The sequence below is a fragment of the Streptomyces sp. TG1A-60 genome, from assembly GCF_037201975.1.
Lineage (GTDB): Bacteria > Actinomycetota > Actinomycetes > Streptomycetales > Streptomycetaceae > Streptomyces.
In genome coordinates this window covers 4,788,391-4,809,064 of the sequence record NZ_CP147520.1, presented here as the reverse complement: position 1 = coordinate 4,809,064, position 20,674 = coordinate 4,788,391, and the positions used below count along the sequence as shown (strand labels likewise).

At 71.6% G+C, this 20,674-nt stretch carries 13 protein-coding genes, 1 tRNA gene and 4 pseudogenes; 8 read left to right on the top strand and 10 right to left on the bottom strand.

Going from position 1 to position 20,674, the window contains the following annotated elements; genetic code table 11:
• The first annotated feature begins 154 nt into the window (after nucleotides 1-154).
• Nucleotides 155-904, top strand: a complete 750-nt coding sequence (locus WBG99_RS20905) for a DUF6227 family protein (RefSeq protein ID WP_338897749.1) — start codon at nucleotides 155-157, stop codon at nucleotides 902-904.
• 37 nt (nucleotides 905-941) lie between these two features.
• On the opposite strand, the gene WBG99_RS20900 is transcribed toward WBG99_RS20905, so the two are convergent.
• The 4 genes from WBG99_RS20900 to WBG99_RS20885 form a co-directional block, all read right to left on the bottom strand.
• Nucleotides 942-1,220 carry a hypothetical protein gene (locus WBG99_RS20900; RefSeq protein ID WP_338897748.1) on the bottom strand — a complete coding sequence of 93 codons (279 nt, stop codon included), beginning with the start codon at nucleotides 1,218-1,220 and terminating at the stop codon, nucleotides 942-944.
• A gap of 217 nt (nucleotides 1,221-1,437) precedes the next feature.
• The gene (locus WBG99_RS20895) at nucleotides 1,438-3,501 is read right to left on the bottom strand and encodes a fructose-specific PTS transporter subunit EIIC (protein ID WP_338897747.1); all 2,064 of its coding nucleotides are present in this window, start codon (nucleotides 3,499-3,501) and stop codon (nucleotides 1,438-1,440) included.
• Between the two features lie 280 nt (nucleotides 3,502-3,781).
• The gene (gene pfkB, locus WBG99_RS20890; RefSeq protein ID WP_338897746.1) at nucleotides 3,782-4,729 is read right to left on the bottom strand and encodes a 1-phosphofructokinase; all 948 of its coding nucleotides are present in this window, start codon (nucleotides 4,727-4,729) and stop codon (nucleotides 3,782-3,784) included.
• Nucleotides 4,726-5,526 (bottom strand): DeoR/GlpR family DNA-binding transcription regulator, encoded by an 801-nt coding sequence (locus WBG99_RS20885; RefSeq protein ID WP_338897745.1) that lies wholly within the window; start codon nucleotides 5,524-5,526, stop codon nucleotides 4,726-4,728. The genes pfkB and WBG99_RS20885 overlap by 4 nt, the downstream gene beginning before the upstream one ends.
• 339 nt (nucleotides 5,527-5,865) lie before the next feature.
• Between WBG99_RS20885 and WBG99_RS20880 the strand changes: the two genes are divergently transcribed.
• Entirely contained in the window at nucleotides 5,866-6,840 is a 975-nt protein-coding gene (locus tag WBG99_RS20880) for a YafY family protein (RefSeq protein WP_338897744.1), read from the top strand.
• A 790-nt stretch (nucleotides 6,841-7,630) separates the two neighbouring features.
• Here WBG99_RS20880 and WBG99_RS20875 read toward each other — a convergent pair.
• The gene (locus WBG99_RS20875; RefSeq protein ID WP_338897743.1) at nucleotides 7,631-8,629 is read right to left on the bottom strand and encodes a sigma-70 family RNA polymerase sigma factor; all 999 of its coding nucleotides are present in this window, start codon (nucleotides 8,627-8,629) and stop codon (nucleotides 7,631-7,633) included.
• Nucleotides 8,630-8,821: 192 nt separating this feature from the next.
• Here WBG99_RS20875 and WBG99_RS20870 point away from each other — a divergent pair, with 192 nt between their 5' ends.
• Nucleotides 8,822-9,340, top strand: a complete 519-nt coding sequence (locus WBG99_RS20870; protein ID WP_338897742.1) for an N-acetyltransferase family protein — start codon at nucleotides 8,822-8,824, stop codon at nucleotides 9,338-9,340.
• Nucleotides 9,341-9,589: 249 nt separating this feature from the next.
• Here the strand turns inward: WBG99_RS20870 and WBG99_RS20865 are convergent, their stop codons facing one another.
• Entirely contained in the window at nucleotides 9,590-10,372 is a 783-nt protein-coding gene (locus tag WBG99_RS20865; RefSeq protein WP_338897741.1) for a class III extradiol ring-cleavage dioxygenase, read from the bottom strand.
• 207 nt (nucleotides 10,373-10,579) lie between these two features.
• Here WBG99_RS20865 and WBG99_RS20860 point away from each other — a divergent pair, with 207 nt between their 5' ends.
• A complete protein-coding gene (locus tag WBG99_RS20860) occupies nucleotides 10,580-11,086 on the top strand; it encodes a MarR family transcriptional regulator (RefSeq protein ID WP_338897740.1) in 507 nt (168 codons plus the stop codon).
• Between the two features lie 58 nt (nucleotides 11,087-11,144).
• On the opposite strand, the gene WBG99_RS20855 is transcribed toward WBG99_RS20860, so the two are convergent.
• Together WBG99_RS20855 and WBG99_RS20850 are read right to left on the bottom strand one after the other, a co-directional pair.
• Complete coding sequence (locus WBG99_RS20855) at nucleotides 11,145-12,743, bottom strand: MFS transporter (protein ID WP_338897739.1); 1,599 nt, start codon at nucleotides 12,741-12,743, stop codon at nucleotides 11,145-11,147.
• A gap of 176 nt (nucleotides 12,744-12,919) precedes the next feature.
• Nucleotides 12,920-13,573, bottom strand: a complete 654-nt coding sequence (locus WBG99_RS20850) for a TetR/AcrR family transcriptional regulator (protein WP_338897738.1) — start codon at nucleotides 13,571-13,573, stop codon at nucleotides 12,920-12,922.
• A gap of 274 nt (nucleotides 13,574-13,847) precedes the next feature.
• Between WBG99_RS20850 and WBG99_RS20845 the strand changes: the two are divergent.
• Nucleotides 13,848-15,273 (top strand): annotated as a pseudogene (locus tag WBG99_RS20845) (M6 family metalloprotease domain-containing protein).
• A 272-nt stretch (nucleotides 15,274-15,545) separates the two neighbouring features.
• Nucleotides 15,546-17,259: pseudogene (locus WBG99_RS20840) on the top strand (IclR family transcriptional regulator C-terminal domain-containing protein).
• A 127-nt stretch (nucleotides 17,260-17,386) separates the two neighbouring features.
• Here WBG99_RS20840 and WBG99_RS20835 read toward each other — a convergent pair.
• Together WBG99_RS20835 and WBG99_RS20830 are read right to left on the bottom strand one after the other, a co-directional pair.
• Nucleotides 17,387-18,109 (bottom strand): annotated as a pseudogene (locus WBG99_RS20835) (ABC-2 family transporter protein); the annotation flags it as partial.
• A gap of 62 nt (nucleotides 18,110-18,171) precedes the next feature.
• Nucleotides 18,172-18,455, bottom strand: a pseudogene (locus WBG99_RS20830) (ATP-binding cassette domain-containing protein); the annotation flags it as partial.
• A 408-nt stretch (nucleotides 18,456-18,863) separates the two neighbouring features.
• Here WBG99_RS20830 and WBG99_RS20825 point away from each other — a divergent pair.
• Together WBG99_RS20825 and WBG99_RS20820 are read left to right on the top strand one after the other, a co-directional pair.
• Nucleotides 18,864-20,087 carry an IS110 family transposase gene (locus WBG99_RS20825; RefSeq protein ID WP_338897737.1) on the top strand — a complete coding sequence of 408 codons (1,224 nt, stop codon included), beginning with the start codon at nucleotides 18,864-18,866 and terminating at the stop codon, nucleotides 20,085-20,087.
• Nucleotides 20,088-20,514: 427 nt separating this feature from the next.
• A tRNA-Arg gene (locus WBG99_RS20820) sits at nucleotides 20,515-20,587 on the top strand.
• Nucleotides 20,588-20,674: the final 87 nt, after the last annotated feature.

Sequence of the window (20,674 nt, the reverse complement as noted above, 5' to 3'; positions counted from 1 at the left end):
AGCGCTTCCGGGAGCTCGTCGCGCCGCGCGGGAACCAATCGCGCGGCTCCGGCGTTTTATGGACGTACGTTTTCTCGGTTCCCGGACATGATGTCCGACCGAAGGGCTACGGTATGCACCCACAAGGTGACATGCAGCAACGCCGGGAGAAACCTTGAGCGTTCCGTACGAGACGGCAGCGTACGAGCCACCCGAGTCGCCCGAGTCTCCTGAGGAGCACCTCGCGCGACTCCTCGGCCGCACCCTGAACTCCTTCGAGCTGCCCGACGAGACCATACGACAGCTCGACTGCGCCCTCGCGCACGACAGCTCGCTGCACTCCGCGCACTACAGTTCGGGGCTGCACCGGGCGACGTACCGGCACACCTGGCTGCTCGCGGACGGCTCCGCCGTCACCCTGTGGGAGCTGGTGCACAACACGGTGCCGGGCAGCGACACCCAGCACGAGGTCTACGCGGACGACGAGGAGCTGCGGGCCGCCACCGCGCGCCTGCCGCTGCCGCCGGACGCCCCCGACCTGGAGCTGCCCGCCATGGTGGAACTGGCGGCGTTCCCCGAGCCGCGCCACGAGTACGTTCCGGACGACTCGGCGGACCACGCCCGGCGGCTGCTGCGGCGCGCGGAGAACCCGGACCCTCCCGGGGACGAGCTCGCCACCCTGCTGCTGCGGACCGCGTTCGCGCACGAGATCACCCAGGCCTTCGGCCGCCCGCACCGCCCCGCCCGGCCCGGCCCGAGTTGCTCGCTCTACGAGCACGCGTTCCTGCTCACCGACGGACAGGAGATCTCCCTCTGGGAGGTCGAGCACACGGCCACCCCGGACGGACGCCACATGTGCGAGGTGTACGCGACGGAGGACGCGGCCCGGGACGCGATGGAGCGGCGCGCGGGGACGCTCGGATAGTCCCGTGGGAATGCGTGGAGACCGACAGGGAAAGGGTTCAGGCCTGGCGGTCGTCGCTGAACCGGCGGGCCAGGAAGGCGAAAGCGTCCTGTTCCGCCGGGGTCAGCTCCACATGCTCGACGTGCGGGCCCTTGCGCCGCTGCTGGGGCAGGGCCCGCAGGCGCTGCCCCCGGCGCCGGGCCAGCTCGGCCAAGCGGCCCCGGTGGGCCTCGCGGTCCCGGCGCAGTACGCGGACGAGCACGGCGACCCAGATGACCGCCGCGAGGGCGAGGGCAGCCACGCCCACCAGCTGGAGGATCGGCACGTGCTCAGGCATGCCCTCCAGTAGACACCACCGGTGGGGACTTTGAGACCGGACCGTGATGTATCTCGCAGGTACGGCGTACAAGTAACAGAGGTTGCAAAGACACCCAAAGGGGCGCGCGGCCTTCCGGTCCCGCTCACCGCAAACGTGTGGGCCGGAATCCCTGACGAACGCGTGCGGCCGTGGCCCCGCTCACGAGAGGGGCCACGGTCGGCGTACGGTCACGAGTTCAGGCCGCGACCGGCTCCTTGGTCTCCGCCTTGGCGGCGGGAGCGGACTCGGGTGCCGTGCCCGGCTGGGTGCCGCGCAGGCCCTTCAGAAGGATGACCAGGCCGGCCGTGACCGCCGTACCGATCGCGATGGCCAGCACGTACAGCAGCGGCTGGCCGATCAGCGGGGTGACCCAGATGCCGCCGTGCGGTGCGCGCAGGGTCGAGCCGAAGGCCATGGCCAGCGCACCGGTGACCGCGCCGCCCGCCATGGAGGCCGGGATGACCCGCAGCGGGTCGGCCGCCGCGAACGGGATCGCGCCCTCGGAGATGAAGGAGGCACCGAGCACCCAGGCCGCCTTGCCGTTCTCGCGCTCGGCGTTGGTGAACAGCTTCTTGCGGATCGTGGTGGCGAGGGCCATGCCCAGCGGCGGGACCATACCGGCCGCCATGACCGCCGCCATGATCATCATCGCGGAGTCGCTGGGGTTCTGCACGGCGATGCCGGCGGTGGCGAAGGCGTACGCGACCTTGTTGACCGGGCCGCCGAGGTCGAAGCACATCATCAGACCGAGGAGGACGCCGAGCAGGATCGCGTTGCTGCCGGAGAGACCGCTGAGCCAGTCCGTCATGCCCTTCTGCGCCTCGGCGATGGGCTTGCCGATCACCACCAGCATCAGGAAGCCGACGATCATCGACGAGATCAGCGGGATCACGACCACCGGCATGATGCCGCGCAGCACCGGCGGGATCTTGATCCGCTGGATACCGAGGACGACCGCGCCCGCGATCAGACCGGCGGCCAGACCACCGAGGAAACCGGCGTTGATGTTGGCGGCGATCATGCCGCCGACGAAGCCCGGGACGAGACCGGGCCGGTCCGCCATGCCGTACGCGATGTAACCGGCGAGGACGGGGATGAGGAAGCCGAAGGCGACGACGCCGATCTGGAACAGCAGGGCCGCCCAGCTGTCGACCTGGAGCCAGTCGAATTGCTCGGTGACGGGCTTGGCCTGGTTGATCTCCCAGCCGCCGATCGCGAAGCCGAGGGCAATCAGCAGACCACCCGCCGCGACGAACGGGACCATGTAACTGACGCCGGACATCAGCCACTTGCGCAGCTTGGTGCCGTAGCCCTCGCCGGGCTCGCCGGCCCGGTCGACGGGGGTGCCGGGGCGGGCGGCGACCGTGACCTCGCCGCGCTCGGCCTTGCCGCGGACCTCGGCGATCAGTGCGGCGGGGCGGTTGATGCCCGCCTTCACACCGACGTCGACGGTGGGCTTCCCGGCGAAGCGGTCCTTCTCCCGTACGGGCACGTCGTGCGCGAAGATCACGCCGTCGGCGGCGGCGATGACGGCCGGGTCGAGCCGGTTGAAGCCGGCCGAGCCCTGCGTCTCGACGACGATCTCGACGTCACCGGCGTCCCGGCCCGCGTTCTCCAGCGACTCGGCGGCCATGTAGGTGTGCGCGATGCCGGTGGGGCAGGAGGTGACGGCGACGATACGGAAGGGGCGGCCGGCCTCTGCCGGAGCGCTCGCCGCCGGGGTCGCGGTCGTGTCCGCGCTGCCCGCGGCGGCGTCGGCGGAGGCCGTTCCGGCCGACGCCGCCGCGGAGTCCTCGCTGCCCTCGGTGGGCTGTGCGTCCTCGTCGCCCCGGACGAGCGCGGCGGCACTGGCCGCGTCGTCGACCGCGCGGAGCGCGTCCGTGAACTCGGTGTTCATCAGCTGGCGGGCGAGGGAGGACAGGATCGTGAGGTGGGCGTCGTCCGCGCCCGCCGGGGCGGCGATCAGGAAGATCAGGTCGGCGGGACCGTCGGCCGCGCCGAAGTCGATCCCGGCCGCGCTGCGCCCGAAGGCGAGGGTCGGCTCGGTGACGTGCTCGCTGCGGCAGTGCGGGATGCCGATACCGCCGTCCAGCCCGGTCGGCATCTGCGCCTCGCGGGCGGCCACGTCGGCGAGGAAGCCGTCCAGGTCGGTGACCCGGCCCTTGGCGACCATGCGCTCGGCGAGGGCACGCGCCGCCGCTTCCTTCGTATCGGCGGACAGGTCGAGGTCGACCAGGTCCGCGGTGATCATCTCGCTCATCGCGGGCTCCTTCGCACGCGTATCGCCCGGGAATACTGGTGGGCGGGGGTGGGGACGGAAGTGTGGGGGGCACGGGCCGCTGGGGCCGACCAGGAAGGGGAGGGGGAGGGAAAGGGAGCCGCGGGTAACGCGGAACGGAGGGTCGCTCGCGGGACGCCGCAGCCGACGGGCCGAGGCTCGGGCCAGCCCGCAGAACGCGCGTTCGTTCGCGGAAGCGCGGAGTCCACGGGCCGAGGCTCGGGCCGACCGTCAGGACGAACGTTCGTTCCTGATCGCCCGCTCATGACACCGGCTCCCTCAGCACCCGGTCCACCGGCATCTCCGCCGTCACCGTCACCGCGGCCGGGTCCAGGTCGGACGGCGTCGGCATCACGCTGCCCGGGAGCTGCACGGCAGCCGCACCGTGGGCAACGGCGGAGGCGAGGGCCTCCGGGCCGTTGCCGCCCGCTATGAGGAAGCCGGCGAGGGAGGAGTCACCGGCGCCGACGTTGCTGCGTACGGCGTCGACGCGGGCGCTGCCGAACCAGGCGCCCGACGCGTCGACGAGGATCTGCCCGTCGGCGCCGAGGCTGGCGAGGACCGTGCCGGCGCCCATGCCGCGAAGCTCCTCCGCGGCCTTGACGGCGTCGCCGACGGTGGCGAGGGAGCGGCCCACGGCCTCGGCCAGCTCCTCTGCGTTCGGCTTGACGACGTCCGGACGTTCGCGGAGCGCGGCGAGCAGGGCCGGACCGGAGGTGTCCAGGGCGATGCGGGCGCCGGCCGCGTGGGCGCGGGCGACGAGTTCGGCGTACCAGGACGGGGCGAGGCCACGTGGGAGGCTGCCGCAGCAGACGATCCAGGAGGCGCCGGCGGACTGGGCGCGGACGGTCTCCAGGAGGAGTTCCTCCTCGGCGGCGGAGAGCTCCGGGCCCGGCGCGTTGATCTTCGTCAGGACGCCGTCGGCCTCCGCGAGGGCGATGTTGGACCGGGTCGCCCCGGCCACCGCCACCCGCGCGACCTCGATGCCCTGCGCGTCGAGCAGGTCCGCGACCAGCGCGCCGGGTGCGCCGCCCAGTGGCAGTACGGCCACGGTGCGCTGCCCGGCGGCGGCGACCGCCCGCGAGACGTTGACGCCCTTGCCGCCCGGGTCCACGCGTTCGCCGGTGGCCCGGACGACCTCGCCGCGGTCGAGGGAGGGGACCTCGTACGTACGGTCGAGGGACGGGTTCGGGGTGACGGTGAGGATCATGAAAGGACCTTCCGGCCGTCGGTCCGGGCGTCGCCCGGCACGCGCAGTACTTCGGTGCCGCCGCGTTCGATGGCGAGGGCGTCCTGGGGGTTCAGCCCGCTGTCGGTGATCAGCAGGTCCACGTCGCTCAGGTCGCCGAAGCGGGCGAAGTGCTCCTCGTCGTGCTTGGAGGAGTCGGCGAGCAGGACGACGCGCCGGGCGGCGGTCACCGCCGCCCGCTTCACGGCGGCCTCGGCGAGGTCGGGGGTGGTCAGGCCGTGGCCGGTGGAGAAGCCGTTCGCCGCCACGAAGAGGACGTCGGCGCGGATCTCGCCGTAGGCCCGGAGTGCCCAGGCGTCCACCGCGGCGCGCGTACGGTGGCGGACTCGGCCGCCGACCAGGTGGAGCTGGATGCCCGGGTGGTCGGCGAGGCGGGCCGCGATCGGCAGGCTGTGTGTGACCGCGGTGAGCGTGGTCTCCAGCGGGATGGCGGCGGCGAGGCGGGCGACCGTCGTACCGGCGTCGAGGATGACCGTGCCGTCGCTCGGCAGTTCGCCGAGGGCGGCCTGCGCGATGCGGTCCTTCTCGTCGGCCGCCGTGCCCTCGCGCTCGGCGAGGTCGGGCTCGAAGTCCAGCCGTCCGGCGGGGATGGCGCCGCCGTGCACCCGCTGGACGAGGCCTGCCCGGTCCAGGGTCTTCAGGTCCCGTCGGATCGTCTCCGCCGTGACCCGGAACTCCTCCGCCAGCGACACCACGTCCACCCGGCCGCCGTCACGGGCGAGCCGGAGGATCTCCTGCTGCCGCTCCGGTGCGTACATGTCCGTTCACCTCCGACCGATGCCCGACTCTGTGGTTTCGCCCCGCAGGCTACGCCCGGGTTTCCGAAAAGTAAACAGTTTCGGGCGCGACTCGGACGCATTCGGGCTTACGGCGGGCAAGGGTGTCTGTCGTGGGGTCGCTGCCTGTGGTCCGTGGCTGGTCGCGCAGGTCCGCGCGCCCCTTCAGGGCGCTCGTGGTCGAGGTCATGTGGTGAACCCAGGCGGAACAGGTCAGATCATGTCCTACTTCTGCGGCATCCTCGCATCCATGACCACGACCGCGACCAGGACCAGAACCGGGACCATCACGCTGAAACCGTGGGCCGGAAAGGGACTCTCATGACCACCGACACCCCCGCCCGGCTCCTCCAGCTCCTCTCCCTCCTCCAGACACCCCGCGAGTGGCCCGGCGGTGAGCTGGCGGGCCGGCTCGGGGTGTCGCGTCGTACGGTCCGGCGGGACATCGACCGGCTGCGGGAGCTGGGATATCCCGTGCAGGCGACGAAGGGGGCGGACGGCGGCTATCGGCTGGTCGCCGGGAAGGCCATGCCGCCACTGGTGCTGGACGACGAGGAGGCCGTGGCGATCGCGGTGGGCCTGCGGGCCGGGGCCGGGCACGCGGTGGAGGGGGTGGACGAGGCCTCCGTACGGGCGCTCGCCAAGCTCGAACAGGTGCTGCCGTCGCGGCTGCGCCACCGGGTGTCCACACTGCAGGCCGCCACCACCCCCCTGACCAGCGGCGACGGGGCTACGGTCACACCGGAGACGCTGACCGTGATGGCCTCGGCGGTGGCGGGCCGGGAACATCTCCGCTTCGCCTACCGCTCCGGCGACGGCACGGACTCGCGCCGCCACTGTGAGCCGTACCGGCTCGTCTCGACCGGCCGGCGCTGGTACCTCGTCGCGTACGACCTCGACCGCGCCGACTGGCGCACCTTCCGGGTCGACCGGGTTGAGGAACCGTTCGCCACGGGCGCCCGGTTCACACCGCGCGAACTGCCGACGGGGAGCGCGGAGGAGTATCTGAAGCAGTCGATGTACCGGCGGCAGGAGACGTACGAGTTCGACGTCACCTTCGCCGCGCCCGCGGAGTTCATCGCGGCGCGGCTTCCCCGCTGGTTCGGCACGCCCGAACCCGTCGACGAGCACACCTGTCGGCTGCGGGCCTCCGCCGGCGACGCCGTGGAGTGGCTGGCGGTACGGCTCGCCGTGGTCGACTGCGACTTCACGGTGCACGAGCCGCCGGAACTGGTCCAGTACGTTCGGGAGTTGGGAACGCGGCTGACTCGGGCGGCGGGTGCCGCCGACAGGTGAGCAGGCCCCACTGCCGTACAGCCGTGCGAAGACGGCTGTACGGCCGAGGCCGGCCGCAGCGGTGGCGGGCCCAGCAGCCGCCGGGGCGGTCGGGGCAGCCGCGCGTTTCCGGGCCCCTGACGTGCGAGGACGGCACCCCCGCCCCCCTGCGGCAGAGTTTGCCTCTGTGGCAGAATCTGCCCTTCGGGTCACCCCGGGGTTCAGGTCCGGGGTGGCCCTTTCGTCTGCCTGCGCCGGACCCGTTCGTGTGCCTGCCCGCCCCGCCCGCCCCGCCCGTCCCAGACTTGCTTGCGCCTCGCGCGTCCCGACGGGAAAGGGGCCGGGCTTCGGCGCCGGGGGGAGGCGCCGAAGCCCGGCTCTGGGAGAGTCCCGGCGCTGGGGGAGAGCGTCGGGACTTTGGCTTCGGATGACTGCGGTCGACGTCCTCCGGGTCCCGGGCCTGGCGGCTCCGGGCCCGGTGAAGTCTTGGGGCCCGGAAGTCTTGTGCCCCGGGATCGGGGGGTTGAAGCGGCGTCCTACAGCCAAGGTGTGGCCGACGTACGGCGGTGCGCCGGGCCGGACCGTGCGGCGGGCGCGGAGAACGGGCCGACAGGGGCCCTTGGTCCGCACCAGCTCGTCCTCGGCCTGCGCCAGCTCGGTCCTTCGCCTGCGCCAGCTCGGTCCTCGGCCGGGCCCACCCGCCCCCGGTCCACCCGGTCTACGCGGGGCCGACCCCCAGCGGGGCCTCCGACGAGGGCGCCGCGCCCGGCCCACGGGGCGGTGGGCCGGATCAGGCGGGCGAGGGGGCGGATCAGGCGGCTGCGTCGAAGCCCGTGTCGCGGGCGAGCTTCTTCAGTTCGAGCAGGGCGTGCTTCTCGATCTGGCGAATCCGCTCGCGAGTGAGCCCGTGCTCCTTGCCGACCTCGGTGAGGGTGCGCTCGCGGCCGTCCTCGATGCCGTACCGCATCTTGATGATGGAGGCCGTGCGCTGGTCGAGGCGCCCGATGAGGCCGTCCAGCTCCTCGCTGCGCAGCAGCGTGAGCACGGACTGCTCGGGCGAGACGGCGGAGGTGTCCTCCAACAGGTCGCCGAACTGGGTGTCTCCGTCGTCGTCCACCGACATGTTCAACGAGACCGGGTCGCGGGCCCAGTCGAGGACGTCGCTGACGCGCTCGGGGTTGGAGCCCAGCTCGTCCGCGATCTCCCGCGGCTCGGGGTCACGCCCGTGCTCGCGGTTGAACTCACGCTGGACGCGACGGATCCGGCCCAGCTCCTCGACGAGGTGGACGGGCAGCCGGATGGTGCGCGACTGGTCGGCTATCGAACGGGTGATGGCCTGACGGATCCACCAGGTGGCGTACGTCGAGAACTTGAAGCCCTTGCGGTAGTCGAACTTCTCGACCGCGCGGACCAGGCCGGCGTTGCCCTCCTGGATGAGGTCGAGCAGGGGAAGACCGCTGCGGGGATACCGCCGGGCCACGGCGACGACGAGCCGCAGGTTCGACCGTATGAAGATGTCCTTGGCCCGCTCGCTGTCGGCGACCAGGGCCTCCAGCTCCTCACGGGTGGCGTCCGCCCTGGCCTCCTCCTCACCGTCGAGGATCTGCTGTGCGAACACACCCGCCTCGATGATCTGGGACAGCTCGACTTCCTTTGCGGCGTCGAGCAGCGGTGTACGCGCGATCTCGTCGAGGTACATGCCGACCAGGTCGCGGTCGGCGATCTCGCCGCCCGAGGCGCGAACGCTGCGAGCCGCGTCGGTCCGGCCGGAGGCGGACGAACGACGAGCGGCGACGGCACGGGTTGCCATGCGTGCTCCCTTGCGATGGTGGGTGGCAGGGTCGTATCGGGTCCTACGAGGGTCCTGATGCGGCCGCTCGGACACTCTCCCGAGTGCCCTGCTTCCGAAGGAAACAACGACTGGAATCAGGACAGAATTCCCAACCCGTCCCGCTATTTTTCTGATCTTGCAGTACCCTGTGCCGCCACAGAAGGGGGCGGGATGTCGGCGGAGCCAACAGAGGTGCAGGTCAGGCCGGGAGTCGAGGCCGACCTCGCCGCCCTCACCGACATCTACAACCACTACGTCCGTGAGACGCCCGTCACGTTCGATACCGCCGTCTTCACTCCGGAAGAGCGTCGCCCTTGGCTTCTCTCCCACCCCGAAGACGGCCCGCACCGCCTGATGGTTGCCGTCCGCGAAGATTCACAGCGCATTCTCGGCTACGCCACGAGCAGCGCGTTTCGCGCGAAACCGGCCTACGACACCTCCGTGGAGGTGTCGGTGTACCTTGCCCCGGAGGCGGGCGGCCGGGGCGTCGGCACCCTCCTGTACAAGGCCCTCTTCGAAGCCCTCACCGAGGAGGACCTCCACCGCGCCTACGCCGGCATCGCCCAGCCGAACGAGGCGTCGACCCGGCTGCACGAGCGGTTCGGGTTCCGGTACGTGGGGACGCATCGGGAGGTGGGACGGAAGTTCGGGCGGTACTGGGATGTGGCCTGGTACGAGAAGGAGCTCTAGCGTTCCTCGAACCGGATCGTGAAGGCGGGGTCCCACCAGGGGCCGCCGGTCGGGCGGGGTTCTTCCTGGTGGTGCGGGTCGGCGAGTGTGGCGGCGATGTCGCGTGCCCGCCCGGGAAGAGCGAGGCGTTCCCGCCCTCGGGGACCGCCTTCCAGAGCGGCGACCGCGTGACCTCGCGTTCCCGGGGGTGGGGCGTCCGTTCGTTGCCCGCCCCGCCCCGTTCCGTCACGTCACCCGGTGTGGAAGCACCTACCCGAACTGCACCGAACGCTTCGCCAACCCCATCCAGAACCCGTCGATCACCGACCTCTGCGCGTCGAGTTCGCCGGCGGCCTCGGCCGCGCCCATCGTGACGAAGAGGGGGGCGAAGTGCTCGGTGCGGGGGTGGGCCAGCTGCCCGGCCGGGGACTTGCGGAGGAAGTCCAGCAGGGCGTCCCAGTCGCGGGCTTCGAGGGCGCGGCGGCCCCATTCGTCGAACTCGGTGGACCAGGTGGGGATGCCGGCCTGGCGGAGGGCGGCGAGGTTGTGGGTGAAGAAGCCGGAGCCGGCGATGAGGACACCCTCGTCGCGGAGGGGCGCGAGCTTGCGGCCGATGTCCATCAGCTTCAGCGGGTCGAGCGTCGGCATGGAGATCTGGAGGACCGGGATGTCGGCGGCCGGGAACATCTCGACGAGGGGGACGTACGCGCCGTGGTCGAGGCCTCGGTCGGGGATGTCCTGTACCGGGACGCCGGGGGCCTGGAGGAGCTTGCGGACCGAGACCGCCAGCTCGGGGGCGCCGGGGGCCGGGTACCGCACCGTGTAGTAGTGGTCCGGGAAGCCCCAGAAGTCGTAGACCAGGGGGACCGGGTCGACCGCGCCGAGGGCGAGCGGGGCCTCCTCCCAGTGGGCGGAGATCACGAGGATCGCCTTGGGGCGGGGCAGGCTCGCGGACCAGGCGGCCAGCTCGCCGGGCCAGACCGGGTCGTCGGCGAGCGGCGGGGCCCCGTGGCTCAGATACAGGGCGGGCATGCGCTCGGTGGTGGCGGACATAGGGGTGACTCCCTCAGCACACGCGACCACACGCCACATACGCCTCGGCGGGCACAAGTGGTCGCTTCTGTCTCCTGGTGATCTTGCATGCGCCTCCGGCGCTTGAGACTCCCACCGACTCCCCAGTAGTTGAAGTCTCAATATTTCTTGTTTCACCTTACATCTCTATAGTTCAAACTTCAAGAAGGGGCCTCGTACAGTGGGAGTATGAAGACCGCATCCGCTGACGAAGAACCCCGCTGGCTCACCGACGATGAGCAGCGCACCTGGCTCGCATACGTGCACGCCACGACCCTGCTTGAGGACCATCTCGACCGCCAGCTGCAGCGCGACGCGGGCATGCCGCATCTCTACTACCACCTGCTCGTGGTGCTCTCCGCGGCGCCGCAGCGGCGCCTGCGGATGACCGAGCTGGCGAAGCGCACGAAGATCACACGGTCTCGGCTGTCGCACGCCGTCGCCAGGCTGGAGAAGAGCGGGTGGGCGCGGCGCGAGGACTGCCCAGTGGACAAGCGGGGCCAGTTCGCGGTGCTGACGGACGGGGGGCTGGAGATGCTCTCCCAGAGCGCGCCGGGGCATGTGGCCGCGGTGCGGCAGGCGCTGTTCGACCGGTTGTCCCCCGCACAGCAGAAGACCCTCGGCGAGATCATGGGGATCATCGCGGAGGGGCTTCAGCCGAAGGAGGCGGGGGCGGACCTGCCGTGGCTCCGGTAGGACGCCCGGCGGGCGCGGGGAAGGAGAAGGGGGCCGCACGCCTTCTCCTTCCCCCACCTCAGTGGGCGATCACCGGGACCTTCACCTCGTCCGTCGTGTCCTCACTCTGGCCCGCGCCGGCCGTCATGTCCGGCTTGCCCGTGGTGACGAACGTGAAGGCGATGACGGCGGAGGCGACGAGGATGCCCACGGCGAACCAGATGGCGCTGGTGTAGCCGTGGACCATGCCCTGGAGTTCGACGAGCCGGGCGGCGGACCGGGAGGGGGCGGTGGCGATGCGGTCCTCGATGTAGGACGTGGTCGCGGAGGCGGCGACGGTGTTCAGCAGGGCCGTGCCGATGGCGCCGCCGACCTGCTGGGAGGTGTTGACCATCGCGGAGGCCACGCCCGCGTCCCGCGGCTCGACCCCGTACGTGGCCAGTGACATGGCCGGCATGAACGCCGTACCCATGCCCAGGCCGAGCAGCAGCTGTGCCGGCAGCAGCAGGCCCGCGTAGGAGGAGTCGGTCTCCATCTGGGTGAGCAGCAGCATGCCGAGGCCGGCGACCAGGAAGCCCGGCGCCATCAGCAGGCGCGGCGGGACCCGGGTCATGAGGCGGGTGCCGATCTGGGTGGAGCCGATGATCATGCCCGCGATCATGGGCAGGAAGGCGAAGCCGGTCACGACCGGCGAGTACCCCTTCACGATCTGCAGGTAGTAGGTCAGGAAGAGGAACAGGCCGAACATCGCGATGATCGCGAGGCCGAGGGAGAGATAGACACCGCCGCGGTTGCGCTCGATGATCACGCGCAGCGGCAGCAGCGGGGCCTTGACCCTCGACTCGACGAACACGAAGGCCGCGAGGAGCGCCGCCGAGGCGAGGAAGAGGGTGACGGTCATGGAGTCGCCCCAGCCGTCGGACTCGGCGCGGGTGAAGCCGTAGACCAGGGAGACCAGACCCAGGGTGGAAAGGATCACGCCCGGGATGTCGAGCGGGGAGCGGTTACGGCCGCCCGCCGGCTCACGGATGACGAAGTACGCGCCGGCCGCCGCGATCACCGCGAACGGGATGTTGACGAAGAACGTCCAGCGCCAGTCCAGGTACTCGGTCAGGACACCGCCGAGGATCAGGCCCACGGCGCCGCCGCCACCGGCGATCGCGCCGTAGATGCCGAACGCCTTGGCGCGCTCCTTGGCGTCCGTGAACATCACGGCGAGCAGGGAGAGCGCGGCGGGCGCGAGGAGTGCGCCGAAGGCGCCCTGGAGCGCGCGGGCGCCCAGCATCATCGCCTCACCGGTGGCCGCGCCGCCCAGTGCGGAGGCGCCGGCGAAGCCGATCAGACCGGTGACGAAGGTGCGCTTGCGGCCCCACAGGTCGGAGATCCGGCCGCCGAAGAGGAGCAGACCGCCGAAGGCCAGGGCGTACGCCGTGATGACCCACTGGCGGTTGCCGTCCGATATTCCCAGGTCCTGCTGGGCGGACGGGAGGGCGATGTTCACGATGGTCGCGTCGAGCACGACCATCAGCTGGGCCAGGGCGATGAAGACGAGCGCTTTCCAGCGGCTGGCGTGCGCGTCGCCGTGCGCATCGTGGTGCGGGTCGTTGCCCACCTCGTGGTGCGGGTCCGTGTGCGGACCGCCCACCGGCTCGGGGACGCTGCGGACTGTTTCGGACATGGAGGAACCCACTTCGGGACTTCGTGACGGAAGAATCGGTATCGGTATCGGGCGACGGAACGGGCGTCCGGAGACAGCGGCTCGTCGTCAGACGACAGCCGTGAGGTCGGTCATTCGACGCAGGCCAGATCAGGTCAAGGTCGGGGCAGGTCAAGGTCGGGGCGAGTCGAGGCAGGTCAGGAAGGGCAGGTCCTCCGTAGTTCCGCCACGGTCACGGGGGTGCCGGGCAGTTCGGAGGCGGCCGGGGCGCGCAGGCCGTCCAGGAACAGTTGCAGGTGGCGGTGGACGAAGGGGTCGACGCCCGCGCACAGGGCCCCGGCCGGGGGCCTGCTGAGCTGGCTGACCGCGATCATCAGGTCACCGACGCCCACGTCGGCGCGGAGCCGGCCGGCCTCCCGGGCCCGCCGCATGATGCGTTCGACCTGCTCCTCCAGCCGCTCGCGCGCCGCCTCCAGGTCCGGGTGGTACCTGTCGAACGTGCTCTGGATCATCGGGCAGAGCGCGCTCACCCGCTCGTCGGCGGAGGTGTGCACGAAGCGCGAGAGCGCCTCGAACGCGTCGCCGGTCTCCGTGAGCGCGGCCTCGGCCGCGAGAACCGTACGGTCCATGACCGAGCACACGACCTCACGCACGAGCGCGTCGCGGTCCGGGAAGTTGCGGTACAGCGTGGCGTTACCGACACCGGCCCGGCGGGCGATCTCGTCGAGCGGCACCTCGGGGCCGAACTCCACGAACATCTCCCGGGCGGCGGTGACGATCCGCTCCCGGTTACGCAGGGCGTCGGCCCGGGGGCGGGGCGCCTTGCGGCGCACGGGGGTGGCGGTCTCCACGGCGTGCTCCTCGTCCGGATCATGAGATGTGGGGGCGCCCGATGGCTATCCGGGGATGAAATCCCCGTTTCGCTCGGACACCTGACCAAACGGGGAAACGGTCCCCGGTTATTTCCCGCCTCCGAAGAATCTTCTGTGACCTGAGTCACTCCCCGCGGGATGTGACACCCACGTTCGGCCCTTCCAGCGCGCGCCCGCGCACCCCCCGACACAGGGTGATCGAAAGGGCGCAGCCTCGTCACCGGTCGGCTGCCGTGGAGCGAAGGGCGCGTGTATGCAGCAGCCGTTCCGCAGAAACGGGATACCTCAGCGCCGGAAACGTTTCTCCCAGCCGCCCCACGCGGAGGGGACGCGACGGATACGCACATCCCAGCCACCCGGCCCGAAGGGGGCGCGCCGGATACGCACGTCCCAGCCACCCGGCCCGAAGGGGCCGCGCCGGATACGGCCGCGCCGCGTCGTCGCGCTCGCCTCGGTCACCGTTCTCACGTTCGCGGTCAGCACCTCCGCCGGCACCGGGCACGTCGTGGCGAAAAAGACGACGACGGCCGCGGGGACCACCACCCTGGCCCGCGGTTCGGCGCTCGACCCCTGCAGGATCCGCGGCCCGCTCGGCACCCAGATGTCCGAGGGCATCCCGACCCCGCCCCGCTACTCCCGCTCCACCGGCACGGTCCGCGCCCTCAACCTCATGATCGACTTCTCCGACGCGCCCGGCGAGGGCAGCGCGATGGACCGCTTCGCGGAGTTCGCCCCCAGACCCAGAAATGGTTCAGGACCAGCAGTTACGGCCGTATCGACTACCGCCCCGAGGCCCCGCTCACGGAGTGGCTGCGGATGCCGAGGCCCTTCCGCTCGTACGGCATAGAGCGCGGCGCCCCCTTCGACCCCGGCTACCGCCGGCTGGTCCAGGACCTGGTGCGGGTCGCCGACCCGCTGGTGGACTTCCGGTCATACGACCTCGTCAACGTCCTCGTCACCCCGAACGCGGGCCCCTCCGCCCTCGACACCGTCCTCTCGGTGACCTTCGCCGGGAACCGGGAGGCGCCGGTCGCGGACGGCGTCCCGCTCGCCAACGCCTCCTTCGTCTACAGCCGCCAGGACGACGGCTCGGGCTCGTACGCGGAGACCGGCTACCGCGTCCTCCCCCACGAGAACGGCCACGTCTTCGGCCTGCCGGACCTCTACACCCACGAGGGCGGCGGCGCGGTCGGGCACTGGGACATCATGAGCGAGGACTGGGGCGTCGACAACGACCTTCTCGGCTGGCACAAGTGGAAACTCGGCTGGCTCGACGCGACGCAGGTCGGCTGTGCGGCGACCGCCGGCACGGCCGAGTACACGCTGACCCCGCTCGCCACCCCCGGCGGCGCCAAGCTGGTCGTCGTCCCCCTCGACTCCCGGACCGCGTACGCCGTCGAGCTGCGTACCCGGGCCGGCAACGACGCCGTCGTGTGCCGGCCCGGCGTCCTCGTCTACAAGGTCGACGCGACCGTCGACACCGGGCACGGGCCGATCGAGGTCTACGACTCCCGCCGCGACAGCGGGGGGTGCACCCGCAGCCCCAACGTCCACGCGGAGCTCTCCGACGCGCCGTTCGTCCCCGGTGAGTCCTTCAAGGATGGGCGAGCGGGGGTCGAGATCACGGTGACGGGGACGGATGCCGGGGGGAGCATCGGGTGGTGGTGAGTCGGCGGTGACCCGAGGGACAGCGGGGACAGGGGTGGGTTGCTGCGGTGAGGGGGCGGGTGGGTGGGTGCTGGCGGGTGGGGGGCTGGTCGCGTGTTCCCGTGCCGCTGAGAAGCCCGGGTGCGCCCCTGTCCCTCAGGGGTGCGGGGAACCGCGCGAGCCACCACGAACCACCCGCAGCCGCACCGGCACCCGCACCCGCACCCGCACCCGCACCCGCCGACGCACGGGCGCCCCGGGCTCCAAGGAACCCGGCCCAGCGGCGCGGCATTACCGTGACCCCATGCTCCCGAACGTCACGAGCGCAGCCTCCGCCCCCGCTCCCGCCCCCACCGAGGCCGTCGCCCCCCTCATGCGGGGGATCACCGTGCTGCGCCGGCTCACCGAGGCGGACGGGACGCTGAGCCTGAGCGGGCTGGAGAAGGCCACGGGGCTCGCGCGTTCCACGGTCGACCGGATCACGGCGACGCTGGCCCGCATGGGCTACGTACGGCTGGACGGCCGGGACGCGGTCCTCGCCCCCGCCTGATGGAGCTGGGCAACGCCTACCTCGCCGCGCTCCGCCTCCCCCGTCTCCTCGACGCCCACGCGGACGCCCTCGCCGACGAGCTGGACGAGTCGGTCTCCCTGGCGGTCGGCGACCGGGACGGCATCCGCTTCATCCACCAGGCCACCCGCCGCCGTGCGATGTCCCTCAGCTTCCGCATCGGCGACCTCCTCCCCGCCGAACGCACCGCACCCGGCCCGCTCTTCGCCACCGAGTGGGGGCCGGCGGACCGGGCCCGCTGGCAGGCCCGGCGCGCGGCCGACCCCGAGGGGCGCGGCTTCCCCGCCGTACCACCGCGCGCCGGCGCGTACGACGACTTCGAGTCCCGTACGTCGCGCGCGGGCGCCCAGGGGTGGGCACTGGACGACCAGCGGATCGAGCCGGGGCTGGTGGCGGTGTCCGTACCCGTACGGGATCCCCGTACCGGACGGGTCGCGTGTGTGGCGAGCGTCGTCAGCCACACCAGCCGCCACACCACGCGGTCGCTGCGCTCGGCACTGCTGCCACGGCTGCGGGCGACCGTCGCGGAGATGGAACGGGAGCTGCGAAAGCCGCGGGAGGCCACCACCGGGGCGGGCACCTCCACGGGTCACCCCGGCCTCGCCACCGGGGCGGACGCCTCCACAGGCCCCTCCGGCCTCGCCGCCTGGACGGGTGCCTCCAAGCAGGAACTGGGCCGGGAGTTCGTCGAGTCGCTCGCCCGGGGGCTCACCGTGATCACCTCCTTCGGCGAGGGCCGGGCCGAACTCACCCTCACCGAGGTCGCCCGGACCACCGGGCTCCCCCGGGCGACGGCCCGCCGCGCGCTGATCACCCTCGAACACCTCGGGTATGTCACCTCGCACGACCGCTTCTTCAGCCTCACTCCCCGGGTGCTGGGCCTGGGCTTCCCGCCCCTGTCGATGCTCCCCCTCCCCGGATCGCCGCGCCCCACCTGGCCGAACTCTCCGCGCGGGTCCACGACTCGGCGTCCCTCGCGATCCTCACCGGGGGCGGGGAGGAGGTGCAGTACACCGCGCGGGTCGCCACCAGCCGGATCATGAGCGTCAACATCACCCTCGGGACACGTCTGCCGGCCTACGCGACCTCCCTGGGACGCGTCATGCTCGCCGACCTGCTCCCGGAGATCTCCCTCCCGGAGCGCCTCATCCGACTGACCCCCCACACCGTCACCGACCGGCGGGAGCTGCTGGCCGTCCTGGAACGCGTACGGGCCGCCGGCTACGCCCTGGTCGACGGTGAGCTGGAGGAGGGGCTGCGCTCCGTCGCCGCGCCCGTCCGAGACCGGGACGGACGGGTCGTCGCCGCGGTCAACGTCGCGATGCACAGCAGCCGGCGGACCGTCGAGGAGTGCGTGGCGGACGTGCTGCCGGAGCTGCGGGCGACGGTGGAGCGCATCGAGTCGGATCTGCGGGTGGCGGGGATGTTCCGACGGGTCGCCGAGGTCTGACCCCCGGCAGCCGGTGGGCGGGCGCCGCGCCGCGAAGAGCCGCCTGTGGCTGCGCGAGGTCATGTGTCCAGCTGCGGGGTGCCCCCCGGGGGCCGCGTCTCCCACCCGCTCTCGGTCTGCCCGCTCGGCCGTTGACGCCCGTGTACCGACGCAGGCTCCGGTTCCACAGCAGACGTGACAGGACGAAGGCCGTGAGGCCGACGAACGATGAGGCCGCCGCGAGCGCTTCCGGTACACCCATCGAGTCGCCGTGGCCGGTCAGCACGCCGGCCGGGAAGTAGGCGATGAAGGCGAGCGGCACGACGAACGTGAACGCGGCGGAGGCTGCCTTCGGCAGGATACTCAGGGGATAGCTGCCGAAGGCCCCCATCAGCTCCTCCAGCCACCGGCTCCAGTACGAGGTGGCCGGGAAGTGGAGCGCGGCGGCGGCCAGGGCCGTGAAGAGCGCGGCCTCGACCAGCATGCCGCCGAGCACCCCCGCCACCACGTACGCGATCCGGCCCGCCGTCCAGTCGAGGCGACTGCGCTGGAGCGCGGCGACGAACAGGCCGACCGCGACGACCAGGTCACCGATGGCGTTGACCGGGAAGAAGGCCAGCTGGATCTGCCGGTAGACCGGCATCGGCCGGATCGGACAGGGCTCGACGACGCCCTCCTGGACCAGGATGTTCATGTACTGGACCCGGCCGAGGAACAGCACGTACAGCCCGTGCGCGACCATGCGCATGCTGGCGATGAGCAGCACGTCGGAGCTGGACCAGCCGCCGAGGCCGGGGAACCGGGTGAGCAGCACCGAGGCGAAGACGATGATCGAGACCTGCCAGATCGCCCCGGCGGAGACGCCCATCAGGAACTCGCCCCAGGCAGACCTGGACGAGCAGCCGTACGGCGGTGGCGGTCATCCGGGGCGGGGCGCTCCCGGTCCCGGTGCGGCACGACCCCGGCGACCAGCGCCTCGCCGGACGTGGGCGTCAGGATCCCGGTGAGCATCTTGATCGTGGTGGACTTCCCGGCCCCGTTGGGACCGAGCAACGCGAGCAACTCCCCCTTGCCCACACTGAACCCGACGTCCCGCACCGCGACCTTGGCGACGCGCTGCGGACTGACGAGCGACCTGAGTGCCCCGCGAGTCCCGGCCGCCGTACGGTCGTCCGGAACACCTTGGACAGTCCGCGCGCCTCGATCACCGCAGACAACGGCACCACATCCGTTCACCCTCATCCACCCTCCCCGATGTTCGAAATGTCGAACATCATGCGGCACGACGGCGGTCACGCTAGGCCCACGAGGCACCCGGGAGAAACGGAATTACCCACCACCATCGCCCCAAAAGCCCCGTTACCTTTTTCGTGGCCCGCAATGGGGCGCCTGGCCCCCGGGCCCGGTATGGCTGTGTGCCCCCTGTCGTGCGGATGACCTGGGGGGTGTTGCCGCCGGGCTTCGGGGCACCGCTTGACCGCTGATGAGGGGCCTGACGACCGCCTGGTCCGGCGCAATGCCGGGCCGCTTCACGGGCGGCATGTCTGCGTAACGTGGTTGCCGGCGTGTGGTGCCGCAGGGACGGCCGGGAGTCTGAGGAGACGAGTGGCGAGGGGCACGCGCACATGGTCGACACGACCGCGATAGATCTCTTCCTCGGCCTGGACCTGGGCAAGGAGTTCCACCATGCCCACGGCCGGACGGGGGACGGCAGAACCGTGCACGACAAGCGGCTGCCCAACACCGAGCCGAAACTGCTGGAGCTGTTCACCAGGCTGGTGGCGAAGTTCGGCACTGTCCTGGTGATCGTGGACCAGGTCGCCAACATCGGTGCGCTGCCGCTGACGGTGGCCCGCGCGGCGGGCTGCCGGGTGGCCTACCTGCCCGGCTTGTCGATGCGGCGGGCCGCCGATCTGCACCCGGGCGAGGCCAAGACCGACGCCCGCGACGCTTACGTGATCGCTGAGACCGCCCGCACCATGCCGCACACCCTGCGGGCGGTGGACCGCGACGACGAGGTGCTGGCCGAGCTGACCATGCTCACCGGCTACGACAACGACCTGGCCGGCGAGGTCAACCGCACCACCAACCGGCTGCGCGGCCTGCTCTCCCAGATCCACCCCTCCCTCGAACGTGTCCTCGGCCCCCGCCTGGCCTACCCCTACATCCAGGCCCTCCTTCAGCGACACGGCTCCCCGGCGAGACTGAGGAAACTGGGCCGGGCCCGCTGCGAGGCCCTGCTCAAGGCACACGGTTCGCGCAAGGCCCACCACCTGACCGCAGAGATCTTCGACGCACTCGCCGAGCAGACCCTGGTCGTTCCGGGCACCGAGGCATCCGCGCTGATCGTGCCGGGACTCGCCGCCCAGCTCGCCGCCGCCCACAGCCAGCGCCGCCAGGCCGAGCAGGAGATCGCCGCCCTGCTGGAGGCCCTCCCTCTTTTCCACCTCCTGACCTCCCTGCCCGGCCTGGGCGTCAGGACCACAGCGGCCGTGATCGTCGCGATCGGTGACGGCACCGGCTTCCCCACCGCCGGGCACCTCGCCTCCTACGCCGGGCTCGCGCCCGCCACGAAGTCCTCGGGCACCTCCATCCGCGGCGAGCACGCACCCCAACGCGGCAACCGGCTCCTCAAACGCGCCCTGTTCCAGGCCGCGTTCGCCGCGATCGGCTGCAAAGCCGACCCGTCCTCCCGGATCTACTACGACCGTCAACGCGCACGCGGCAAGACCCACACCCAGGCGATCCTCCGCCTGGCCCGCCAGCGCGTGAACGTCATCCACGCGATGATCCGCACCGGGGCCCTCTACGAAACACGCACCCCGGGCAACGTCGACCTTGCCGCCTGACGACTCCACCGCCCCTGCCCTCCAGGCCCCATCACGCCCGCGCACCGGCACGGCCACTCCCGCCCTGCCGGCCACCGGGCTGCCCATCAGCCACCCGATCCGCCGGGAACATCCCGCTTCGCGGGACGTTCCCGAAAACCAGGATCACCCCCTACAAGCCGACCCCACCGGGGTTGACGAAACAGATAGGGGCACCCCCCCGTCGAGGGCCACTTGAACCCAACCGACCACACCGGAAAACCGACCGCCACCGGCCGGGCTGCAGCTCGACGGCACGTCCGCCGCCCTCCTGCCGGAGGGCGTGGCGTAGGTCAGGGGCGTGCGCCACACCTCTGACCGCCCCCTCAGACCTTCGACACGGCCCGTCCCGCCCCTGATCCACCACCCGCTACACTGACCACGGCACAGGTACTGACGCCTGGCCTCCGCCTTCGTAGCTCAGGGGATAGAGCACCGCTCTCCTAAAGCGGGTGTCGCAGGTTCGAATCCTGCCGGGGGCACAGGAAAAGGGCCAGCTCAGGAGGGTTTCCTCCCAGGCTGGCCCTTCGTCTTGTTCGGGGTCGTGCCACACGCGTGCCACTACACGG